Here is a 22,550-nt window from a genome sequence, read left to right as displayed (position 1 = left end):
TCACTCCCCGACGGGCGACTGGGTGGGCGAGTGCAATCTCTCGAGCGTCTTTCCCTTGCCCAAGTACATGTGCACGCCGCAAGGCAGACACGGGTCAAAGCTGCGCACAGTGCGCATGATGTCGATGCCCTTGAAGTTCTCCCGGTCGTTCTCCTCGAAGATCGGTTGGCCCTGGACCGCATCCTCGTAGGGTCCCGGTGTGCCGAAGCTGTCACGCGGGTTGGCATTCCACGGTGTGGGCGGATACGGATGGTAGTTGGCGATCTTGCCGTCGCGGATGACCAGGTGGTGGCTGAGGACGCCGCGCACGGCCTCGGTGAAGCCACAACCGATACCCTCGTCGGGCACCTCGAACTTCTCCCAGGTCTTGGTGCGTCCGGCGCGGATCTCTTCGAGCGCCTTCTCGGCGAAGTGCAGCGCGCATGCCGCCGCGTAGGCCTGGAAGTAGGTACGCGCCCGGTTCCGCTCGATGGTGTTGCTGCCGTGCTTGGGGATCTTCCACTCGAACTCGACCGGGCCTTTCAGCACGGTCTTGGGCAGGTTGATCTTGACGCTGCTGCCGGTGGCCTGGACGTAGCCGATGTCGACCAAGCCGGCCAATGCGGTCGACCAGAGCCGGGCCAACGGGCCGCCGCCGGTGTCCAAAGCGAGGTGGTCCTTGCCATCGAACCAGCGCGGCGACATCACCCAGCTGTACTTGCCGCCGTCGAGTTCCCGCTTCTGCGGATGCGGGTTAGTGTGTTGATTCCAGGGGTGCCGTCGGTCCACCGGGTTGCCCAGCGGATCGGTCTTGACGAACATCTCCTGGTCGGTCCAGTCGTCGTAATACGAACTGCCCAAAAGGATTCGGATACCGAGGTTGATGTCGACGAGCGAGTGGGTGACCAGTTTGCCGTCCACGACCACGCCGGGCGTGACGAACATCGCGTCGCCCCAACGCTCCATGTCCTTGTACTCGAAGTTGCAGACGTCAGGATCCTGGAACGAGCCCCAGCAACCGAGCAGTGTGCGGCGCAGGCCGACCTTCTCGTAGCCGGGCAGGGCGTCGTAGAAGAAGTCGAACAGGTCGTCGTGCATCGGTACGACCTTCTTCATGAACTCGACGTAGCGCATCAGCCGAGTCATGTAGTCGGTCATCAACTGGATGGTCGCCACCGTTCCGACTCCGCCGGGGTACAGCGTGGACGGGTGTACGTGACGACCCTCCATGAGGCAGAACATCTCTCGCGTCCATCGGCTGACCTGCAGAGCCTCTCGGTAGAACTCGCCGGTGAACGGGTTGAGCGATCGCATGATGTCGGCGATGGTTTTGTAGCCGTGCGCACCGGCGTGCGGCGCCTCGGTCTTCTCCGCCTTCGCGAGCACGCCCGGGTTGGTCTCGGCCACCATCTTCTCGCAGAAGTCCACACCGACCAGGTTTTCTTGGAAGATGTTGTGGTCGAACATGTATTCCGCGGCCTCGCCGAGGTTGACTATCCATTCACCGATGTGTGGCGGCTTGACCCCGTAGGCCATGTTCTGTGCGTAACAGGAGCAGGTGGCGTGGTTGTCGCCGCAGATCCCGCAGATGCGACTGGTGATGAAGTGGGCGTCGCGGGGATCCTTGCCCTTCATGAAGATCGAGTAACCGCGGAAGATCGACGAGGTGCTGTGGCACTCGACGACTTCTCGGTTCTCGAAATCGATTTTGGTGTAAATGCCCAAGCTACCAACGATTCTGGTGATCGGGTCCCAGGCCATTTCAACGAGCTGGCCGGGTTCCCGCTTGGCAGTTGACGGTTCGGGAATGATGGTTGTCATAGCAGATACTGCTCTCCGCCCGGAGGCTATTTTTTCGCGAAAATGAACGCGTGACCTGGCAGGGTGATCTACCAGGTGCTCACCAGGTGCGGCGGGCTCCTGTGGTGAGGTCGGTTCCCGTATGCCGCCAGCGCGGCTCCTTGTCAAGGGTTCGCCCCGTGATACCCCGCAGGCTGCGGATCACGGTCCCGTACAAGCCCGATGCGGTACTGGAGAGCTTGCCACCAGGGGGCTCGTCCATGAACGGCATGAACTTGTCCGGGAAACCCGGCATTGTGCATCCGATGCAGATGCCTCCGACATTCGGGCAACCGCCGATGCCGTTGATCCATCCACGTTTGGGTACATTGCATTTGACGACCGGACCCCAACAGCCCAGTTTGACAATGCATTTCGGTGACCCGTACTCGGTGGCGAAGTCGCCCTGTTCGTAATACCCGGCCCGGTCGCATCCCTCGTGCACGGTGTTGCCGAACAGCCACTTGGGGCGCAGTGCCTCGTCGAGAGGAATCATCGGCGCCTGGCCGGTCGCCATGTAGAGCAGGTAGGTCAGCGTCTCGGAGAGGTTGTCCGGATGGATCGGGCAACCCGGAACGCAGACGATGGGAATGCCGGCCTTGCTCTTCCACTCCCAGCCGAGGTAGTCGGGCACACCCATCGCGCCGGTCGGATTGCCGGCCATCGCGTGGATGCCACCGTAGGTGGCGCACGTGCCGACTGCGACGATCGCAGTGGCCTTGGGGGCCAACCTGTCCAGCCATTCGCTGGTGGTCATGGGCTGGCCCGTCGCCGGATCATTGCCGAACCCGCACCAATAACCTTCGTCCTTGATCTGCTCGTTCGGGATCGAGCCTTCGACGACGAGTACGAAGGGTTCCAGTTCGCCGCGATCGGCTTTGAAGAACCACTCGAGGAAGTCGTCGGCGCCGCCGGTAGGGCCGCATTCGAAGTCGATCAACGGCCAGTGCACCGCGATCTGCGGCAGGCCGGGAAGGGCGCCAAGTGCGATTTCTTCGATGCTGGGCTGGGTGGCGGCAGTCAACGCCACCGAGTCGCCATCGCAACTGAGTCCAGCGTTGATCCACAGAACGTGAATCAACGTTTGTTCTGCTTTGACTGCTGCTTCTGTCGGCATAATGCAGCTTTCCGAGGCCGGGCTGGGGCCCCTACGCCGCCGGAGTCGACCATCGGTTCACTTGCGCGGCGCTTATTTTGGGTCTACGCCTGCGTGTCGGGGTTGTCAACGGTTCCGGCGTATTAGGAAATATCCGCGGTAATTGTTCGGCGCCGTCAATAAGAGCTGGCCGATTATGGCGCAACGTTTTTCGGTCAATGGATCAATTCCGATGTGCAGTCGGGCGCAGCGCTTTCATGCAAATCGTTTGCAACTGAGGCGAATTGCATTCCGCCGCGCGGTCAGACTTCGGGGCCATTGGCGAAGCGACGGAGCCAGCCGAACCAGGCGGCCATGCCAGTTCCGGTGCGAGCGCTGACCGGCAGGATCGTGGCGGTCGGATTGACCTCGCGCACGTGTGCGATATATGCGTCGACGTCGGCGTCCAGATAGGGCACCAGGTCGATCTTGTTCAGCAGGACGACATCCACTGCGCGGAACATCACCGGATACTTCAGCGGCTTGTCCTCACCTTCGGTGACCGAATAGACCATTGCCTTGGCGTGCTCGCCGACGTCGAACTCGGCCGGGCAGACCAGATTGCCGACGTTTTCGATGATCACCAAGTCGAGGCGGGCCAGGTCCAGGCCGGGCAGGGCGCGGTTGACCATCGGTGCGTCGAGGTGGCATTCCCCGCCGAACCCGTTGCTGGTGTTGAGCAGCGACACCTGGGCGCCGCGACCGCTGAGTTTGGCGGCGTCCAGGTCGGTGGCGATGTCGCCCTCGATCACTCCGATCGCGAGTTCGGTGGCGAGCTCTTCCAGCGTCGCCTGCAGCACCGTGGTCTTGCCTGAACCCGGCGAGCTCATCAGGTTCAGCGCTCGGATGCCGTTGCTCTCGAACGCAGTACGGTTGAAATTCGCGCGCACGTCGTTCTCGGCGAAGATGTCCTCGAGCACCTCGATGCGCTGAGCGCCGGTCTCGTAGTGACTGTGGTCGCCGTGATCGTGCTCGTGATCATGTGCATGGACGGTGCCGTCGTCGTGCCGGTGAAACCTACCCATTGTGATTGCCTTTCACGAGACGTCGAGTGACGTCACCAGAAATTCGTTGCCGCGCAACACTTCTACGTCGGCGCTGTCGCACGCCGTGCATAAAAGCGACCAAGCCGACGTGATCTCCGACTGCGCTCCGCACGATCTACAGCGCACCTCGGCAGTGATGCATTCGAGCTCCAACTCCGCGTCGGGCATCTCCTCTGAATCTCGCACCAGCGTCCAGCAGAATGACAACGATTCCGGGACCACCTGCCGCAGCGCCCCGACCCGAACCCGGACGATGTCGACGTGGCGGTCGCCCGCGTGAGACTTGACCACCCCGGCGATCGCTTGGCACAGCGAGAGCTCATGCACTGACGGTCACCGCCAGCGCAAGGCCCGTGCGGAGGGCCGAGCGGGAGGGCCGAGGCGGGGGCGAGCCCATGAGCACCGTTCTACACCGTCGACCTGCAACGAGCCAGCGTCAACTCGGTTCGGACGCCGCGGCCCATCGCTCTTCGATGCGGCCATAACGCCACACCAGGATTGCAATTGCCCACGCGGCCACGAACATGCCGACGATGACGAATCCGACCGTGTTGAGGTCCAGGCCGTTCAGCCAGTTCCAGAACGGCCCGTGCCAGCCGAACTGCCCGGCGAACAGACCCAACAACTCCACCGTGCCGATCAGCAACGCCACGGCCACCGACAACCCTGTGATGACGATGTTGTAGTAGATTTTGCGCACCGGGTTGGCGAACGCCCAGCTGTAGGCGAAGTTCATGAAGGATCCGTCGACGGTGTCCAACAGGCACATCCCGGCGGTGAACAACACTGGTAGGCACAGGATGGCGTACCAGGGCAGACCAGCAGCCGCGCTTGTACCGGCGAGCACCAGCAGTGCGATCTCAGTGGCGGTGTCGAATCCCAGCCCGAACAACAGCCCGATCGGGTACATGTGCCAGGACTTGGTGATCGACTTGGTGAAGCGCCCCAGCGCCCGGTTAATCAATCCCCGGTTGTCCAACTGCTTCTCGAGTTCGGCTTCGCTGTAGGTCCCACGGCGCAACCGCAGGAATACCCGCAGGATTCCGATCAGAACAACGACGTTGAGGACGGCGATCAGATACAAGAAGACAGCCGAGACGCTGGCTCCGATCAGTCCGGTGTAGTGGTGCAGCTGCGATGAGTCGTCCTCAATCGGTCCCGCGATGGCGCGCAACCCGGTCGCCAACAGCAGCGCCAGCCCGAACACCACAGTGGAGTGGCCCAAGGCGAAGAAGAACCCGACCGCAAGGGGACGCTGGCCGTCGCTCATCAGCTTTCGAGTGGTGTTGTCGATGGCGGCGATGTGGTCGGCGTCGAACGCGTGCCGCAAGCCCAACGTGTAAGCCGTGAGCCCGATACCGATGCCGAATGCTTTGCCGCCGAGATTCAGGTGTGCGGGCTCCACCACGAACACCAGGGTCAGCCAGCCGATCAGGTGCAGCGCGACGATCGCCGCGAGCATCGAAATCAGCCGCGACCACTCCGTTGGTGACAGGGCGTTGCGGAGCCTCGCCATCATCAGAGCCAGTCCTCTCTCCATCGGGAGATGTCCCGACTGTAATTTCGGCGCCGACGTGGATGCAAACGACTTGCAGGCAGGACGCGCCCGGTCTAGCGGTCATTGGCAATCCCGGGCGTATCACGGGAGACTGGACATGTGACGACCGAGGCGCCGGGACTGGACCCGGCTGTCACCGAAAGGATCGGTGAATTCCTGCGCGCCCGCGGGCTGCGCCGGATGGCTTCGCGAATTCAGGTGTTGGCGGTGCTCGAACCGGTGGACGGGCATTTGTCGGTCGCCGAAATACAACACCGGTTGCCGGCCTGTCTCCCGCCCGGCGCTCAGCCGCCCGACCTGGCCACCATCTACCGCACCGTGACCACCCTGGTGGACCAGGGCGTCCTGCACGCGTTGACGCTGGATGGCGGTGTCACGACGTACGGCATGGCGACCGCGCCGCATCACCATGCGGTGTGTACCCATTGTGCGAGGATCATCGAAGTGCCTGCGCGACAGCTGAGTTCGGCGCTGGAGCATGCGATGGCGGGCAGTTCGTTCACGCTGTCCGAGCGTGCCGGCCTGACGCTGCACGGCCTGTGCCCGGCATGCCAGGACAGTGTGCACGACCTTCTCGAGGGGGAGGGTGATCCGACGGATCCGCGTCCCCCGAAACGGGGTTCGCGGGCCCGTCGCCGTTGACTCTCGGGTCGACCAGCGGAAGGGCTCAGCCCAAGCCCAGCAGCGCGTTCTCGATCACTTCAGGCAGCGCCGGATGAATCCAGTACTGGCCACGAGCCATCTCCGGGGCCGTCAACCCGAAAGACATCGCCTGGATCAGCGGCTGGATCAACGACGATGCCTCATGGCCCATAATGTGCGCACCCAGTAAGCAGCCGGAATCGCGCTGAGCGATCAGCTTGACGATCCCAGTGGTGTCCTCCATCGCCCAGCCGTAGGCGACGTCTCCGTAGTCCTGTATCTTCACCGAGATATCGAATCCCTGTGCAATGGCCTGATTTTCGGTCAGGCCGACACTGGCCAACTGGGGATCGGAGAACACCGCCGATGGGACGTAACGGTGGTCGGTGGCGACCATCGACACAGTGTCGTCCCAATCGCAGAGCAGGTTGTGTTGCACAACGCGCGCCTCATGATTGGCGACGTGCTTGAGCTGATAGGGCGACGAGACGTCACCGAGTGCGAAAATCCCACGGGCAGAGGTCCGTTGGTATTCATCGACCACCACCTGGCCGCTGTCCACCTCAACACCGGCATGGTCAGCATCAAGCTGGTCGCCGTTGGGCACCCGACCGGTCGCGACCAGCAGCACGTCGGCATGGAGTGTGGTCCCGTCGTCAAGCCTGAGTACGACGCCGGAGTCACAATTTTCGGCGTTCACCACGTTGCGGTGAGTGAGTACGTCCCATTTGGTAGCGACGATCCTGGTGAACCGTTCGCGAATGGTCTCGTCAGCATCCCTCAGCAACGTACCGCTACGGATGATGACGGTGACCCGGACGCCGAGAGAAGAGAAGATATGCGCGAATTCCGCTGCGACATAGCCGCTTCCGACGATCGCCATATGCTTCGGTAACTCGGGGAGTCGCATGATGGTGTCGCTGGTGTGATAAGTGACATCCGACTCAGCGATGGCGGGCGGCACCGATGGTCGCGAACCCGCCGCGATCACCACCTGCGCGGCGGTGAACTCGGTGCCGGAGTCGGTACGTAGCAGGTAGCGTCCGTCGTCCTGAGTCGGGCCGAATCGGATGTGCTCGTCGTAGACATCGACATTGGGCAACGAGCGCCGGTAGTTCTCGCCGCTGACCCCGATCGGGTCGATGCGTCCGAAGACCCGCGAGACGATGTCGTGCCAGCGGACCCCGTCGATGTGCGCATCGACCCCGTATCGGGACGACTTCCGGATCGTTTGAGCCACCTCGGCGGCGTAAACGAACATCTTGGTCGGGATACATCCAACATTGAGGCAGGTACCGCCGAAGGTGCCCTGTTCGCAGATCGCTACCCGTTTGGTGTCGTAGCTTTCGTTGATAATGCTGTTGCCTGAACCGGTTCCGATGATCGCGATGTCGTAAGTTTCCATATGCGTGGGCCGTTCACCCTTCTCCCGACGCGCTCTCGGGCCGTGCCGAGGCGCCGTTGTCGTCACTGTTGCTGAAGTACTCGTTCAGCCACCGGTCCAGGTGGCCATAGGCGGTCTTGCGCGGTTGCTCGAGCGACAAGAACACATCGTGTTTGGCGTCAGGCACCGGAATGATGGTGCTGCGGTTTCCGATACACCCGGCCCAACGGGCGATCTGGCTGACATCGAGCACCGCATCACCACGTTGCAGTGCTGCGGGTCCGGCGGTCTCGGCCACGGTGTGGTCCGAACGCAGGATCAGGTTGGGCACGCCGACATCGAGTCCACGATGCAGGCGGGCCTGGCCGCGGCGCACCGCGTGCAGCCAGCCGAAGGTAATCGGGAAGCCGCCCAAGGGTTTCCACTGCAGGTTGTAGTCGAACTCGCCGTGATAGTCGCGGTGCAGACTGGACCCGTAACCCCCGGTACCGCTGGCCCGGGCGATACCCTTGCTGCGCATCCGTGACAGGGCCGCGATGGTGGCTGACGTGACGCCAAGCCGCAGAATCGCCGGGCCGTGCAAGTCCAGGAACGGGCTGTTGAGCACCAGTCCGCCGATACAGGCCAGGACAGTTTCCTGCCTGCGCAACCGGTCCAGCCACAGCGACAAGAAGAGACCGCCCGCCGAATGCCCGTACATCAGCACCTTGCCGGCAGGGGACTGGGCACAGATCAGCTTCAGGGCCTCGTTGAGTTCGGCGTCGTACTTGCCCAAGTCGGTGATGAAATGCGGCGTCTGATCCACCTGCCGGGAGCGGCCGCACTTGCGTAGGTCCAACGCATAGAACGTGAATCCCCGGTCGGCGAAGTGGTCGGCCAGGGCGGTGTTGAAGAAATAGTCGGTGTAGCCGTGCACAGCCAACACGGCGTGGTCGGCAGCTGTTTCGGGACCCCGCCGGATCAACGTCGCGACAATTTCGCCCTCACCATCGGGATCGAGGCCTAGCGGGATCGTGTACTGCCAGTACCCGGGCAGGACGTCGGGCACCCAGCCAGTCACAGGGGCCCAGCTTAGTCGTGATCGCAAGCGCGGCGGAGCCGGGCGCAGCGGGTCGCGACCATTAGGCGGTCGTGATCGCAAGCGCGGCGGAGCCGGGCGCAGCGGGTCGCGACCATGGGACTAAGCGTGGCGGCGCGCACCGGCCGGGATGGCCCCTGCCTGCGCCGGGATAGCCTGGGATCTGCGCAGCCCAACAACACGAAGGACCAACGAGCCGGTGCCAGACCCAGCCACAGTCGACGTCGTGCTGGTAGGCGCCGGAATCATGAGCGCCACCCTGGGCGCTTTACTGCGCCGACTGGAGCCGGGCTGGTCGATCACGGTGATCGAACGGCTGGACGGCGTCGGCGCAGAAAGCAGCGGTCCGTGGAACAACGCCGGCACCGGCCACGCCGGGCTGTGCGAAATGAACTACACCCCGGCCGGACCCGACGGCTCGATCGACATCAGCAAAGCGGTGCTGGTCAATGAGCAGTTTCAGATCACCCGCCAATTCTGGGCGTACGCGGTGGAAAACGGGATTCTGTCTGACGTACGAAGCTTCCTCAACCCCGTCCCGCATGTGAGTTTTGTGCGCGGTGTCGACGGAGTCGACTACCTGCGGCGGCGACGCGACGCACTGGCGCACAACCCGCTGTTCGCCGCGACAGAGTTGATCGAGGATCACGACGAGTTCGCCCGCCGGCTGCCGTTGATGGCCGCTCAACGCGATTTCTCCGAACCGGTTGCACTCAACTGGGCTTCCGACGGCACCGACGTCGACTTCGGTGCACTGTCGCGGCAACTCATCGGCTACTGCGTGCGCACCGGCGCCAACGTGTTGTTCGGTCACGAAGTACGCAATCTGTCCCGGCGATCCGACGGCAGTTGGACCGTGGCCGTCGCCAACCGACGGACCGGCGACAAACGCAAAATCAATGCCAAGTTCGTGTTCGTCGGCGCCGGCGGTGACGCGTTGCCGTTGCTGCAAAAAGCCGGCATCGAAGAAATCCGCGGCTTTGCCGGGTTCCCGATCGGCGGTCGCTTTCTGCGCGCCGCCAATCCCGCACTCACGGCCGCTCATCGGGCGAAGGTCTACGGCGTTCCCTCGCCCGGCGCCCCGCCGCTGGGAGCGCTGCACCTCGATCTTCGGGTGGTCAATGGCAAGCAGTTCCTGGTGTTCGGGCCCTATGCCGGCTGGTCCCCGAAGTTCTTGAAACACGGGCACTTCAGCGATCTGCCGGCCTCGATCCGGTTGAACAATGTGATGTCCCTGCTCGGCGTCGGCGTCACCGAGATGAAGCTGGTCAACTATCTGCTCAGCCAGTTGCGCCTCACCGAACCCGACCGGGTCGCAGTGCTGCGCGAATTCGCGCCCAGCGCAGTCGATTCGGACTGGAAGCTGACGGTGGCAGGCCAGCGGGTGCAGGTGATCCGGCGGGACAGACGCAAGGGGGGATTGCTCGAGTTCGGCACCACCATCGTGGGAGCGGCCGACGGCAGCATCACCGGACTGCTCGGCGGGTCACCGGGCGCATCGACCGCCGTCCCGGCCATGTTGCAAGTGCTGGAGCGTTGTTTCCCCAAGCGGTATGGGTCTTGGCTGCCTAGTCTCAAAGAGATCGTGCCCTCGCTGGGAGCGCGGCTTTCCGATGAATCCGCGTTGTACGACGAATTGCATTCATGGACCAATAGCGTCCTACAACTGGAGGTGGCAGCCAATGACTGAGGCCCTTCGTCGAGTCTGGGCCAAAGATCTTGATGCGCAGATACTTTACGAGCTGCTCAGGTTGCGCGTGGAAGTGTTCGTCGTCGAACAGGCTTGCCCCTATCCGGAACTGGACGGCCGCGACCTGCTCGCGGAAACACGGCACTTCTGGCTGGAAACACCTGACGGAGAGGTGATCTGCACGCTGCGACTGATGGAGGAGCACGCCGGCGGTGAGAAGGCCTTCCGGCTCGGCCGGTTGTGCACCAAGCGCCTCGCCCGCGGCCAAGGCCTCACCACCCGCTTGCTGCGTGCCGCGCTGGCAGAGGTGGGTGATTATCCGTGCCGAATCGACGCCCAGACGTATCTCGTGGACATGTGGTCCAAGCACGGATTCGCCCGTGCCGGTGATGATTTCATGGATGGCGGCATCCCGCACGTCCCGATGCTGCGACCAGGTTCCGGGACCCAGCGGTGAAGCCTTATCCGTTCAGCGCCATCGTCGGACACGACCAACTGCGGCTCGCGTTGCTGTTGTGCGCGGTGCGTCCCGAGATCGGCGGCGCACTCATCCGCGGCGAAAAGGGCACCGCGAAATCGACAGCTGTGCGGGGCCTGGCCACGTTACTGTCGGCTGCGACCGGTTCAGAGGTTGCGGGCCTGGTCGAAATGCCGCTCGGTGCAACCGAGGATCGGGTGGTGGGCTCCTTGGATCTGCAGCGGGTACTGCGCGACGGCGAACACGCGTTTTCGCCAGGCCTGTTGGCCCGCGCCCATGGCGGTGTGCTCTACGTCGACGAGGTGAACCTGCTGCATGACCACCTGGTCGACATCCTGCTCGACGCCGCCGCGATGGGCCGGGTGCACGTCGAACGCGACGGCATCTCGCATTCCCACGAGGCCAGGTTCGTTCTGGTCGGAACCATGAATCCCGAAGAGGGCGAACTACGTCCGCAACTGTTGGATCGGTTCGGTCTCACCGTGGATGTGCACGCATCGCGTGATGTGGATGTGCGGGTGGAGGTGATCCGTGAGCGGCTCGCGTACGAAGCCGACCCGGACGCGTTTGCCGCACGGTTTGCCGACGCCGACGCCGAGCTTGCCGGCCGGATCGCCGCGGCCCGGGCCATCGTCGACGATGTGGTGTTGCCGGCGGGCGAGTTGCGGCGAATCGCCGCGCTGTGCGCAGCCTTTGACGTCGACGGCATGCGGGCCGACCTGGTGGTTGCCCGGACGGCCGTCGCCCACGCGGCCTGGCGCGGCGCTCTCACCGTGGGGGAAGAGGACATTCGCGTCGCCGCCGAGTTGGCGCTCCCGCATCGGCGACGTCGGGACCCCTTCGACGATCATGGCATCGACCAGGAACAGCTGGACAAGGCATTGGCGAAAGCGGGCGCCGAAGCCCAGAGCGATCCCGAGCCGGACCCCGAGCCACCCGGTGGCGGTCAGTCGGACAGTGCCGATTCGGCTCCGCCACAGCAGAATTCCAATCCGAAGCCAGGGACGTCCAAACCGAAGCCCAGCGCGCCGCCGTCAAAAGTATTCCGCACCAAGACTTTAACCGTTCCCGGCGTCGGCGCGGGTGCCCCCGGGCGAAGGTCGCGGGCCCGCAACGCTTCTGGCAGTGTGATTGCCGCGGCCGACCCGTCCGCTCCCGACGCGCACGGTCTGCACCTGTTCGCGACGCTGTTGTCCGCGGCCGAACACGCTTCGGCGGCCGGACCGCTACGGGTGCGGCCCGACGACCTGCGCCGGGCCCTCCGCGAGGGCCGCGAGGGAAACCTGGTGATCTTCGTGGTCGACGCGTCCGGGTCGATGGCCGCCCGGGACCGGATGGCTGCTGTCGGTGGCGCCACCCTGTCGCTGCTACGTGACGCCTACCAGCGCCGGGACAAAGTCGCGGTCATCACCTTCCGGCAGCAGGCGGCGAAACTACTGCTGCCTCCGACGTCATCGGCCCACATTGCCGCCCGACGCCTGACCCGGTTCGACACCGGGGGCAGGACGCCACTCGCCGAGGGTCTGCTGGCCGCGCGTGAGCTCATCCTCCGGGAAAAGGTTCGTGACCGGGCCCGGCGTCCACTGGTGGTGGTGCTGACCGACGGCCGTGCCACTGCGGGGCCGGATCCGTTGGGCCGCAGCAGGATTGCGGCGGCACGACTGGTGGCCGAAGGTGCAGCTGCGGTCGTAGTCGATTGCGAGACGTCATATGTGCGGCTGGGACTGGCCGGACAGTTGGCCCGCCAGCTGGGAGCGTCGGTCATCCGTCTGGAGCAGTTGCACGCCGACCATCTCACTCGAGCTGTTCGCAGCGCGGCATGAGCCGCGAACAGAAGGGGTCAGGTAGCTGATGCCACAAGGCAATCCGGTCGGCGTCCCGGACGACGGTCTGACCACCCGGGCCCGTCGAAACACTCCGGTACTGGCCGTGCATACCGGCGACGGTAAGGGAAAGTCGACGGCCGCGTTCGGCATGGCGTTGCGGGCCTGGAACGTCGGCCTCGATATCGCGGTCTTCCAATTCGTCAAGAGCGCGAAATGGAAGGTAGGCGAGGAGTCGGCGTTCGCGGCGCTGGGCACCCTGCACGATCAGCAGTCGGTGGGTGGCACCGTCGAATGGCACAAGATGGGTGCGGGCTGGTCCTGGTCGCGCAAAGCCGGCAGCGAGGTCGACCATGCCACGACAGCCGCGGACGGCTGGGCCGAGATCAGGCGGCGCCTGGCCGAGCAGCGCCACGACTTCTACGTACTCGACGAGTTCACCTACCCCTTGAAGTGGGGCTGGATCGATGTCGACGAGGTGGTGGACACACTGCTGGATCGCCCCGGCCATCAGCACGTGGTGATCACCGGCCGGCAGGCGCCGCCGCGCCTGATCGAGGCAGCCGACCTGGTCACCGAGATGACTAAGGTGAAGCACCCGATGGATGCCGGGCGCAAAGGTCAGAAGGGCATCGAGTGGTGAACTCGACCCCCGCCGTCGTGATCGCCGCGCCCGCGTCGGGCAGCGGAAAAACGACGGTCGCGACGGGTTTGATCGGGGCGCTACGACAGGCGGGCCATCAGGTGGCGCCCTTCAAGGTAGGCCCGGACTTCATCGACCCCGGCTACCACGCGCTGGCCGCCGGGCGGCCCGGCCGCAACCTCGATCCGGTGTTGGTGGGCGACCGGCTGATCGGCCCGCTTTTTCAGCACGGCACCCGCGGCACCGACATTGCCGTGATCGAGGGAGTGATGGGCCTGTTCGACGGTCGTATCGGTGCGGCCGCCACCGGCTCGGCGGCCGGGTCCACCGCGCACGTCGCGGGCCTGCTGGGAGCTCCGGTGGTGCTGGTGGTGGATGCGCGCGGTCAGAGTCAGAGCATTGGCGCACTGTTGCACGGCTTCTCGACCTTCGACCCCGAAACCCGCGTCTCTGGTGTCATCCTCAACCGGGTCGGGTCGGCCAGGCATGAACAGGTACTGCGGCAGGCGTGCGAGCAGGCCGGTGTCGCCGTTTTGGGATCCATTCCACGAACGGCTGAATTAGAGCTGCCGACAAGGTATCTGGGACTGGTGACCGCAACGGAGTACGGTCGCCACGCCCAGCAGGCGATCGAGGCGATGACAGCACTGGTGGCCCGACACGTCGACCTGGCCGGGGTGTTGGCGGTCGCCGGCAGCCGGGTCGCCGACGCGCCGTGGGATCCTGCCGAAGCGATAGGGAACCAGCCGCCGGCGGGCCGCCAACCCACTGTCGCCCTGGCGGCCGGGAAGGCATTCACCTTCGGCTACGCCGAGCACGGCGAACTGTTGCGGGCTGCGGGCGCCCAGGTCGTCGAGTTCGACCCGCTCGCCGAGACCCTTCCCGAAGCGACGGACGCCGTCGTGTTGCCGGGCGGGTTCCCCGAGCAGTTCACTGCGGAGCTGTCAGCCAATGACGCTGTGCGCCGCCAGATCGTCGAACTCGCGGCCGCGGGTGCGCCCGTGCACGCCGAATGTGCGGGGCTTATCTATTTGGCCGCCGAACTGGACGGATTCCCGATGTGCGGTGTGTTGGCCGGGTCTGCGCGTTTCACCCAGCACCTCAAGTTGGGTTATCGCGACGCGGTGGCGGTTGTGGATTCGCCGTTGTACCGGGTGGGGGAGCGCGTGGTGGGGCATGAGTTCCACCGGACCGCAGTCACATTCACCAACAGCTATCAGCCGGCCTGGGTGTACCGGGGGGATCAGGTAGATAGGGTGCGGGACGGCGCCGTGTACGCCGGCGTGCACGCGTCGTATCTGCACACCCACCCCGCGGCGAAGCCTGATGTGGTAGCCCGCTTCGTCGCATGCGCCGCCGCGGGACAGGGCAGACCGCCCGCGGCCGAACATTAGACTTGCCCGGTGACTGAGAGCCCCTATCTGGTGGGACTGCGACTGACCGGGCGAAAGGTCGTCGTGGTCGGCGGGGGAAGCGTCGCGCAGCGGCGGTTGCCGCTACTCATCGCCAGCGGCGCGGACGTGCACGTCATCTCCCGTAGCGCCACCCGCTCCGTCGAGGCGATGGAGGGAATCACGCTGTCGATCCGCAAGTACCGCGAGGGCGACCTGGACGGCGCCTGGTACGCCCTGGCGGCCACCAACGATTCCGAGGTGAACGCCGCCGTCGTCGCCGAAGCCGAACGCCTCCGCATCTTCTGTGTGCGCGCCGACATCGCCGTCGAGGGGACAGCGGTCACCCCGGCGTCGTTCGGCTACGCAGGTCTGTCGGTCGGCGTGCTGGCCGGTGGCGAGCACCGCCGGTCGGCGGCGATCCGCTCGGCGATCCGCGAGGCTTTGCAGACGGGCGTCATCACCACTGACGGCGACATCAGCGCCGACGTGATTCGCGGCGGGGTGGCGCTGGTGGGCGGCGGCCCGGGCGACCCCGAACTGATCACCGTCCGCGGCCGACGGTTGCTCACCCAGGCCGATGTCGTGGTCGCCGACCGCCTCGCACCGCCGGAACTGCTCGCCGAGCTGCCGCCACACGTGGAAATCATCGACGCGGCCAAGATCCCGTACGGCCGGGCCATGGCGCAGGACGCGATCAACGCCGTCATGATCGAACGGGCCCGGGCAGGAAAGTTCGTCGTGCGCCTCAAAGGGGGCGATCCGTTTGTGTTCGCCCGCGGATATGAGGAAGTCCTGGCGTGCGCCGAGGCGGGAATTCCGGTGTCGGTGGTGCCGGGTGTGACAAGTGCCATAGCGGTGCCCGCTCTGGCCGGCGTTCCGGTCACTCACCGGGCCACGAATCACGAGTTTGTGGTGGTCAGCGGGCATTTGGCGCCCGATCATCCCGAATCGTTAGTGAATTGGGATGCTTTAGCAGCATTGTCCGGCACCATTGTTTTGCTGATGGCGGTCGAACGCATTGAATTGTTCGTCGCCGCGCTGTTAAAGGGCGGCCGACCTGCGGAAACACCGGTTTTGGTCGTCCAGCATGGAACGACGGCCGCGCAACAGACGTTGCGGGCGACCCTTATTGACACGCCAGAGAAGGTCCGTGCGGAAGGCGTGCGACCGCCCGCGATCGTCGTAATCGGGCCAGTGGCGGGCCTCACTGCCGCTGAGGCTTTAAACAATTCTTAAGATTACTGTAAGGTAACCTTCCATGACGGCTCTCAACGAATCAGAGCGTGCAGTCCACACTTGGACTGAGGGACGCTCAGAACGTTCGGCTCAGGAGCGTCCCACGCGATCAGTGGAGACCGCTTTCCAGCGTATGAGCAGGTATTACCCGACATGGATGCCTTCGTATCGCTTCATCGCGGCGGTTATCGCGATCGGCGGAATGCAGTTGCTGGCCACGATGGACAGCACCGTCGCGATTGTCGCGCTTCCTAAGATTCAGGACGAGCTCAGCCTGTCTGACGCCGGCCGGAGCTGGGTGATCACCGCGTATGTGCTGACCTTCGGTGGACTGATGCTCCTCGGTGGACGCCTCGGCGACACCATCGGGCGCAAGCGCACCTTCATCGTCGGCGTCGCCCTGTTCACCATTTCCTCGGTGCTGTGTGCGGTGGCGTGGGACGAGGTGACGCTGGTCATCGCCCGGCTATCGCAGGGCATCGGGTCGGCTATCGCGTCGCCGACGGGTTTGGCGCTGGTAGCGACTACTTTCCCGAAGGGCCCGGCGCGTAACGCCGCGACCGCTGTGTTCGCCGCGATGACCGCTGTCGGTTCCGTGATGGGTCTGGTCGTCGGCGGATTCCTGACCGAGTACTCCTGGCGCCTGGCGTTCATGGTCAACGTGCCGATCGGGCTGGTGATGATCTACCTGGCCCGCACCGCGCTGCGGGAAACCAACCGTGAGCGGATGAAGCTCGACGCTGCGGGGGCCATGCTGGCCACGCTGGCGTGCACCGCTGCCGTGTTCGCCTTCTCGATCGGCCCCGAAAAGGGCTGGATCTCGGTCACCACCATCGGCTCCGGCGTCGTGGCGATCGCGGCCGGAATCGCTTTCGCCATAGTGGAGCGAACCGCCGAGAACCCGGTCATTCCGTTCAGCTTGTTCCGTGACCGCAACCGGCTGGTCACCTTCGGCGCGATCTTCCTGGCCGGTGGTGTCATGTTCAGCCTGACCGTGTCGATCGGCCTGTACGTGCAGGACATCTTGGGCTACAGCGCACTCGGTGCCGGCATCGGCTTCATCCCGTTCGTCATCGCGATGGGAATCGGGCTGGCCATCTCCTCGCAGCTGGTGTCACGATTCTCCCCGCGGGTGTTGACAATCGGTGGCGGCTGGCTGCTGCTGGCAGCCATGATCTACGGGTCGATGTGCATGCACCGCGGTGCTTCGTACTTCCCGAACCTGGTGGTGCCCATCGTTGTCGGCGGTGTCGGCATCGGCATGGTGGTGGTGCCGCTGACGTTGGCGGCCATCGCGGGCGTCGGCTTCGACCAGATCGGCCCGGTATCGGCCATGACCCTGATGCTGCAAAGCCTCGGTGGACCGCTGGTGCTGGCCGTCATCCAGGCAGTCATCACCTCTCGCACCCTGTACAACGGCGGTATCACCGGTCCGGTGAAGTTCATGAACGAGCTGCAGTTGCACGCGCTCGATAAGGGCTACACCTACGGCCTGCTGTGGATTGCCGGAACGGCGGTCATCGTCGGCTGCGCGGCGCTGTTCATCGGCTACACGCCAGAGCAGGTTGCGCACGCGCAGGAAGTCAAGGAAGCGATCGACGCCGGCGACATCTGAGTCGCCTTGACCTAGCCGAACCCGCGCTGGTGGGCGACGTCGGTCAGCAGTCCGCGTAGTTTGCGGCGCGTGCTGTGCAATCGCGACATCACCGTGCCAAGCGGAATGTCGAGAATCTCGGCGATCTCTCGGTACCGAAAGCCGTGGACGTCGGCGTAGGACACGGTCATCCGAAGACTCTCCGGCAACGCTTCCAACGCCTGGATCACTGCGTAGTCCGACATCTCTGCCAGCACCTCGACATCGGCTGAGCGGCACGCCCACACAGCATCCTGCTGCCGGTCAGTCATGTCGGCAGTGAGTTGCTCGGCAGGGCGGCGTTGCGATCTCCGATGGTTGTTGATCCAGGTGTTGTGCATGATGCGGTACAGCCACGCGCTCAGCTGCGAATCTTGGTGCAGCGAATGAAACTGCTGGTAGGCCTTGAGCATCGTCTCCTGAACCAGGTCCTCGGCGTCGGCGCGACAGCGGGTCAGCCTTCGGGCGGCGTTGTAGAGGTCGTCCAGCAGTGGGATCGCGTCACGTTCGAATCGCGCCACCAAATCCAGGTCTTCCCGACATTGCGTCGCCACTCCTTCATGGTCCGGTTATCGAGCACCTTCGCCAGTTCTGTTTTAGTACCCGACCGACGGCTGTCAGGTCCGGTGGCGGAAGACGGCCACCCGGGCAGGCCGAACGGTCCGACCGACCGTCGTCACCCGCAGCCCCGGCGTCAGCACCGCGGCGACGAGCCGGTCCTGGGACGCGAGATCAGTCGACCGGACCTCGGCCGCCTCCATCGTCGCCGGGTCGAAATCGGTCCCTGGCGCCGGGACAACGGGCTCACCGCCACGACCGACCATCAGCCGCTCCAACGACGTCGCGATGGCTTCGAACGCAGCGCGCTCCCGCGGGGTCTCGGCCGTCAGAGCGCAGGCATTCGCGTCGCTGTGCACCGCGAACAGGTCGATCAGCAACGGAACGTCCGCCCCGACTCGTTCCTTCGCCTCGCGGGCACGAGCGTCCTCTGCGAGACGGTCAATGCCCGTGGCCTGCCGCTTCAGGGCTCGAGTGAGATCCTCGAGGCGTTCGATGATCGCGGAATGTTCGTCATCGGTCGCCACGGGGATTGATGATAGTGATTCTCGTGGTCGTCGGGCGTGCTCGCTACGCTCTCAGGCGTGACGATTCACGGGATCGACCTCGGCACAACCAACTCCGCGATCGCCCGAACAGGTCGCGACGGGGCTCCCGAGGTGCTCAGCGGATTCAGCGGTGATCTCACAACGCCGTCGGTCGTGCTGTTCGCCGCCCGGGACGAGTATCTGGTCGGCGAGGGAGCGCGGCGACAGGCCCGGCTGGACCCCGAACGCGTATGCACACTGGTCAAGCGCCGAATGGGCGATGCGGAGTGGAAGTTCGTCGCCCACGGCAACGCCTGGTCTGCTCCGGCCGTCTCGGCCCTCATCCTGCGCAGCCTCATCGCGGATGCCGAATTCGCCACCGGCGACACCGTGCGCAAGGCGGTCATCACGGTGCCCGCGTACTTCGGTGACGAGGAACGCCGCGCGACGGTACTCGCCGGAACACACGCCGGGCTCGACGTCGCCGGCGTCCTCTCCGAGCCCATCGCCGCCGCGCTGTCCTACGGCTTCGGGCGCCTGGACGGTCAGGCCAGCCTCACCAAGGACGGCCATCGCGAAACTGTCCTGGTCTACGACCTGGGCGGGGGCACTTTCGACGCGACGGTCATCGAACTCGCCGACCGCAGGATCACCGTGCTGGCGGTCGAAGGTGATCATCACCTGGGCGGCGCCGACTGGGATGAGCGGCTCGCCCTGCATCTGTCCCGGCGATTCTGCGATGCCAATCCTTCGGCCGAGGACCCGCTGGACGACTCCTCCGGCGCACAAGAACTGGTACTTGCCGCCGAGCGTGCCAAATGTGAACTCTCGGAACGCGATACAACCCAGGTCATCGTCGCCCACGACGGCGCCCGCGCGGTTGTCGACATCGGCCGCAGAGAGCTCGAGGACATGACCTCGACGCTGCTGCGCCGGACCCTCGACCTGACCCGCGACTGCATCGCCGCCGCCCGTCGAAGGGGCGCCGATGCCCTCGACCGCATCCTGCTGGTCGGCGGTTCCTCCCGCATGCATGCCGTCGCGCAAGCGCTGCAGACCGAGTTCGGCTTGCGTCCGGAGCTCACCGACCCGGAACTCTCGGTCGTGCGAGGAGCCGCGATCTACGGCGAGAAGCTCGAGATGGAGCGCATGGTCGCTGACGATCTCGCCACCCGTGGTCGCCTGGCCCCGGGTGCGCTGCCAGAGGAGGCCCGGCCCAGCGACCTTGACGACGCGTGCCGCCGGGTGGCCGACGCCTACGACCTGCCGCTGGCGCAGGTTCGGCGTGCCGTACTGATTCGGGTGGACACCGTGGTGTCCCGTGGCTTCGGGGTGCTCGTCGTCAGCGATCAGACGATGTCGTTGGAAGCAACGTGGCTGGTCCAACGCAACGACCCGTTGCCGATTCGCGTGCACCGCAGCTTCGGCACGATCCGCGACGACCAGGATTCGATCCGGCTCGTCGTGGTCGAGCAGCAAGGCCAGGTCGCGTCGTCGCGACCGGATGACGCGAAGGTGCTGATCGCGGGCATGATCGAGGGCATTCCGCCGGGTTTCAGCGAAGGCAGCGAGGTCCGTATCAGCTTCGAGATGGGCTTTGACGGGGTCCTGCAGGTGACGGCCCGTCACGTCGAGGCAAACATGCCGCTGGTGCTGACCGCCGAAACCGGCGCGACGATTTCGGCTGCCGAAGTAGAGCGGGAACGGCAGCAGGTCCAGCGGTCACGACGGCGCGACGTCGGACGGTGACGCGTGGCAGTCAACCTGGAGCCGTTCGAGCCGAACGCCTACCGCAAGCGGGTACTTGCCGCGGTCGAGGCGCGCGGCGGCCCGCAGGCCTCCGATCCCTTCGAGCTGTACGGCATCCCGCTCGACAGCGTCGAACATCTGACTGATTCAGACATCGCGGAGCGGGTGGCTGAGGTCTGGGCCTTCTGGCAACGGCAGCGCGACCACCCGAAGTATCGCGTGCTTGTCGCCGCGTTGGTGGCCGCCCATGATGCCAACAGCGCGGTGCTGCTCGACCCGAGATCCCGTGCGGACCTGGTTGAACACGTACGAGAGCAGCGCGCCGGCCACGACGCCGCCCGCTTCGAACTCTTCGACGCCGCCTTGGCCGCCCTCGTTGCCAAACACGGCGGGATACCGCGGGAAAAGCTCGCGAAGCTGGGCGAAGTCGGTCGGGACTGCGGGCTGACCGAATCGGAGGTCGCCGCACGCCTGCGCAGGCACCACGTGATCGATCTGCCTGCGACTCCGGAGGTGCCCACCGGAGACCTCGTCCCGGAGAGCCGACGCCGCCAGATCCGCGCGCTGCTCGACGAACTCGGCCGGATCTGGGAGTCCCCGCCGCCCCCAACGTTATTCGCTTTGCTCAGGTGCGTGCCGGACGCCGACGACTCCGAGATCGCGGGCCGGGCCGCCGCCTGGCGCAGTCGGGCGCGTGAACTCCCGTCCGACCGGCTGCGCACGGTTATCGACGAGCTTCTCGTGCACGTCGGAGACCTGCTGGAAGCCGACTCCGCGATTCGCGAGGCGTACCTCGACGGCGTGGCCATCGACTCGGTGGACAAGCTTCGCCCCCGAGTCCGCGCAGCCGTCCTGGTCGAGGACCGACTGACCGCCGACGACCACGCGCACCTGGTGGCCGAGGCCGGCGAACTGGGCCTGGACGCCGCGCGAGCGTCACGAGTGTTGACCGCGCTCGCGGCCGAATTCGGTGTGCCGGTCGAAACGGCCGCGCGTGCGGCCCCCCGCAGCAGCGAACCCGCACCGGTGGCGCGGCCAAGCAAACAACCAGGGGTGTGGTCGGAGCCCCTGCGCGCAGCGCGCAAGGCGCTTCGGTCCGGTCGGCCGATCGAGGCGCGATCGCTGGCTGAGGAGGCCCGGCAGCGAGCATTGCCGGATCGGCAGCCGTCGATCAACGCGGTCGCGGACGAGATTGACAGCGTCCTGGCCGACGCGCGTCTGCGCTGGCGGGCGGCGACCGCGGCGCTGAAGGCGCGACGGTACGCCGAGGTGGCCGAGCACCTCGAGCACCTGACGCGGGTCGCTTCCGATCTGCCGGACCCAGAAGGCGCTGTCGATGCCGAGCGGGCGCTTGCCGATGCGCGTGCCGCCGTCGCCGAAGCCGATCGGCTCGTCGCAGCAGCAACGGCAGGCCCGGCAGCCGCCCTCGAGGCGGGGTTGACTGCTGCGCTCGACGCCTGCCCCGAGCACCCGGGCGCACTGGCGGCACTGGCCGCACTGCCCCTGGCCGGTCCCGCGCGCATCGCGGCCGAGCGCGCGGCCGGTGGCGACGTCACCGTCCGCTGGGAAGCGGCGCCCGGCACTGCCGTCACGTACAAAATCACCCGACTCGAATCCGACGGCACCTGGCGCACGGTCGGGCGGACGGTCGCCACATCGATGACCGACGGCGGTGCAGCTCCGGGGCCGGGCACCCCGGTCTATGCCGTCGTCGCCCTGCGGGACCGACGTTCATCGCCGACGGTCCGGTCCGACGCCCGGGCGCCGGTGCGATCCCCGGTGGAATCCAACGCCCCGGCGACCGTCAAGCCAGATGCGGCAGCGCCGGTGCGGGTGACTCCCGCCCCCCGGGATGTACGCGCGCAACGGGGCCGCGATGGGAGTGTGCTTGTCTCGTGGGCGTCGCCGGACACTTCAGCCGAACTGGAGTACAAAGTCACGCGACGCGCCCCGGACGGAGCCTGGCGAGTCGTCGGCCGCACCCGGGCAACGTCCATGGAGGACGGCGGGGCGCCTGCCGGTGAACTACCCGAGTACGGCGTGGCGGCGCGAGTAGACGGTGTCGCGTCGGAAGTGACCGTCTCGAACCAGCCGTGACGGTGCGCTGACTGATCTCGATCGTGGTGTCAGACGTCACAGCAGAGATCGTTAGCTAGCC

Annotated in this window: 19 protein-coding genes; 10 read left to right on the top strand and 9 right to left on the bottom strand. The window is 65.5% G+C overall.

Translation table 11 applies throughout. From position 1 onward, the window contains the following. From ACZY1I_RS19630 to nicT, 5 genes are all read right to left on the bottom strand, one after another. On the bottom strand, positions 1–1,800 hold the full coding sequence (locus tag ACZY1I_RS19630) for a nickel-dependent hydrogenase large subunit (RefSeq protein ID WP_463756131.1): 1,800 nt from the start codon (positions 1,798–1,800) through the stop codon (positions 1–3). 79 nt (positions 1,801–1,879) lie between these two features. Beyond that, complete coding sequence (locus ACZY1I_RS19625) at positions 1,880–2,935, bottom strand: NADH-quinone oxidoreductase subunit B family protein (RefSeq protein WP_463756130.1); 1,056 nt, start codon at positions 2,933–2,935, stop codon at positions 1,880–1,882. A gap of 281 nt (positions 2,936–3,216) precedes the next feature. Further along, positions 3,217–3,978 carry a hydrogenase nickel incorporation protein HypB gene (gene hypB, locus ACZY1I_RS19620; RefSeq protein WP_463756129.1) on the bottom strand — a complete coding sequence of 254 codons (762 nt, stop codon included), beginning with the start codon at positions 3,976–3,978 and terminating at the stop codon, positions 3,217–3,219. A gap of 12 nt (positions 3,979–3,990) precedes the next feature. Next, positions 3,991–4,326 (bottom strand): hydrogenase maturation nickel metallochaperone HypA, encoded by a 336-nt coding sequence (locus tag ACZY1I_RS19615; RefSeq protein WP_463756128.1) that lies wholly within the window; start codon positions 4,324–4,326, stop codon positions 3,991–3,993. A gap of 109 nt (positions 4,327–4,435) precedes the next feature. Continuing rightward, positions 4,436–5,518, bottom strand: a complete 1,083-nt coding sequence (gene nicT, locus ACZY1I_RS19610; RefSeq protein ID WP_463756127.1) for a Nickel transporter NicT — start codon at positions 5,516–5,518, stop codon at positions 4,436–4,438. Between the two features lie 138 nt (positions 5,519–5,656). Between nicT and ACZY1I_RS19605 the strand changes: the two genes are divergently transcribed. Then, entirely contained in the window at positions 5,657–6,199 is a 543-nt protein-coding gene (locus tag ACZY1I_RS19605) for a Fur family transcriptional regulator (protein ID WP_463756126.1), read from the top strand. 25 nt (positions 6,200–6,224) lie between these two features. On the opposite strand, the gene mtr is transcribed toward ACZY1I_RS19605, so the two are convergent. Together mtr and ACZY1I_RS19595 are read right to left on the bottom strand one after the other, a co-directional pair. Further along, positions 6,225–7,604, bottom strand: coding sequence for a mycothione reductase (mtr, locus tag ACZY1I_RS19600; protein WP_463756125.1), 1,380 nt, complete (start codon positions 7,602–7,604; stop codon positions 6,225–6,227). 13 nt (positions 7,605–7,617) lie between these two features. Next, positions 7,618–8,643 carry an alpha/beta hydrolase gene (locus ACZY1I_RS19595; RefSeq protein ID WP_463756124.1) on the bottom strand — a complete coding sequence of 342 codons (1,026 nt, stop codon included), beginning with the start codon at positions 8,641–8,643 and terminating at the stop codon, positions 7,618–7,620. 265 nt (positions 8,644–8,908) lie between these two features. On the opposite strand from ACZY1I_RS19595, the gene mqo reads away from it, so the two are divergent. The 7 genes from mqo to ACZY1I_RS19560 are packed head-to-tail and all read left to right on the top strand — an operon-like array spanning position 8,909 to position 17,540. Beyond that, positions 8,909–10,351: a malate dehydrogenase (quinone) gene (gene mqo, locus ACZY1I_RS19590; protein ID WP_463756307.1), complete on the top strand. Its 1,443-nt coding sequence runs from the start codon at positions 8,909–8,911 to the stop codon at positions 10,349–10,351. After that, on the top strand, positions 10,344–10,808 hold the full coding sequence (locus ACZY1I_RS19585; RefSeq protein ID WP_463756123.1) for a GNAT family N-acetyltransferase: 465 nt from the start codon (positions 10,344–10,346) through the stop codon (positions 10,806–10,808). The genes mqo and ACZY1I_RS19585 overlap by 8 nt, the downstream gene beginning before the upstream one ends. Further along, positions 10,805–12,652, top strand: coding sequence for a magnesium chelatase subunit D family protein (locus tag ACZY1I_RS19580; protein WP_463756122.1), 1,848 nt, complete (start codon positions 10,805–10,807; stop codon positions 12,650–12,652). Before ACZY1I_RS19585 ends, ACZY1I_RS19580 begins: the two co-directional genes overlap by 4 nt. A gap of 28 nt (positions 12,653–12,680) precedes the next feature. After that, on the top strand, positions 12,681–13,295 hold the full coding sequence (gene cobO, locus ACZY1I_RS19575) for a cob(I)yrinic acid a,c-diamide adenosyltransferase (protein ID WP_463756121.1): 615 nt from the start codon (positions 12,681–12,683) through the stop codon (positions 13,293–13,295). Next, a complete protein-coding gene (locus tag ACZY1I_RS19570; protein WP_463756120.1) occupies positions 13,292–14,689 on the top strand; it encodes a cobyrinate a,c-diamide synthase in 1,398 nt (465 codons plus the stop codon). The genes cobO and ACZY1I_RS19570 overlap by 4 nt, the downstream gene beginning before the upstream one ends. Positions 14,690–14,698: 9 nt before the next feature. Then, the gene (cobA, locus tag ACZY1I_RS19565; protein ID WP_463756119.1) at positions 14,699–15,925 is read left to right on the top strand and encodes a uroporphyrinogen-III C-methyltransferase; all 1,227 of its coding nucleotides are present in this window, start codon (positions 14,699–14,701) and stop codon (positions 15,923–15,925) included. 22 nt (positions 15,926–15,947) lie between these two features. Then, a complete protein-coding gene (locus ACZY1I_RS19560; RefSeq protein WP_463756118.1) occupies positions 15,948–17,540 on the top strand; it encodes an MFS transporter in 1,593 nt (530 codons plus the stop codon). An 11-nt stretch (positions 17,541–17,551) separates the two neighbouring features. On the opposite strand, the gene ACZY1I_RS19555 is transcribed toward ACZY1I_RS19560, so the two are convergent. After that, positions 17,552–18,112 carry a sigma-70 family RNA polymerase sigma factor gene (locus ACZY1I_RS19555; RefSeq protein WP_463756117.1) on the bottom strand — a complete coding sequence of 187 codons (561 nt, stop codon included), beginning with the start codon at positions 18,110–18,112 and terminating at the stop codon, positions 17,552–17,554. A 63-nt stretch (positions 18,113–18,175) separates the two neighbouring features. Next, a complete protein-coding gene (locus ACZY1I_RS19550; RefSeq protein WP_463756116.1) occupies positions 18,176–18,643 on the bottom strand; it encodes a nucleotide exchange factor GrpE in 468 nt (155 codons plus the stop codon). 57 nt (positions 18,644–18,700) lie between these two features. On the opposite strand from ACZY1I_RS19550, the gene ACZY1I_RS19545 reads away from it, so the two are divergent. Continuing rightward, positions 18,701–20,392, top strand: a complete 1,692-nt coding sequence (locus ACZY1I_RS19545; protein WP_463756115.1) for an Hsp70 family protein — start codon at positions 18,701–18,703, stop codon at positions 20,390–20,392. 3 nt (positions 20,393–20,395) lie between these two features. After that, positions 20,396–22,489: an Ig-like domain repeat protein gene (locus tag ACZY1I_RS19540; RefSeq protein WP_463756114.1), complete on the top strand. Its 2,094-nt coding sequence runs from the start codon at positions 20,396–20,398 to the stop codon at positions 22,487–22,489. Positions 22,490–22,550 lie beyond the last annotated feature (61 nt).

It is taken from the genome of Mycobacterium sp. IDUB_37 (genome assembly GCF_055419245.1).
This window is presented reverse-complemented; position numbering and strand designations above follow the sequence as displayed.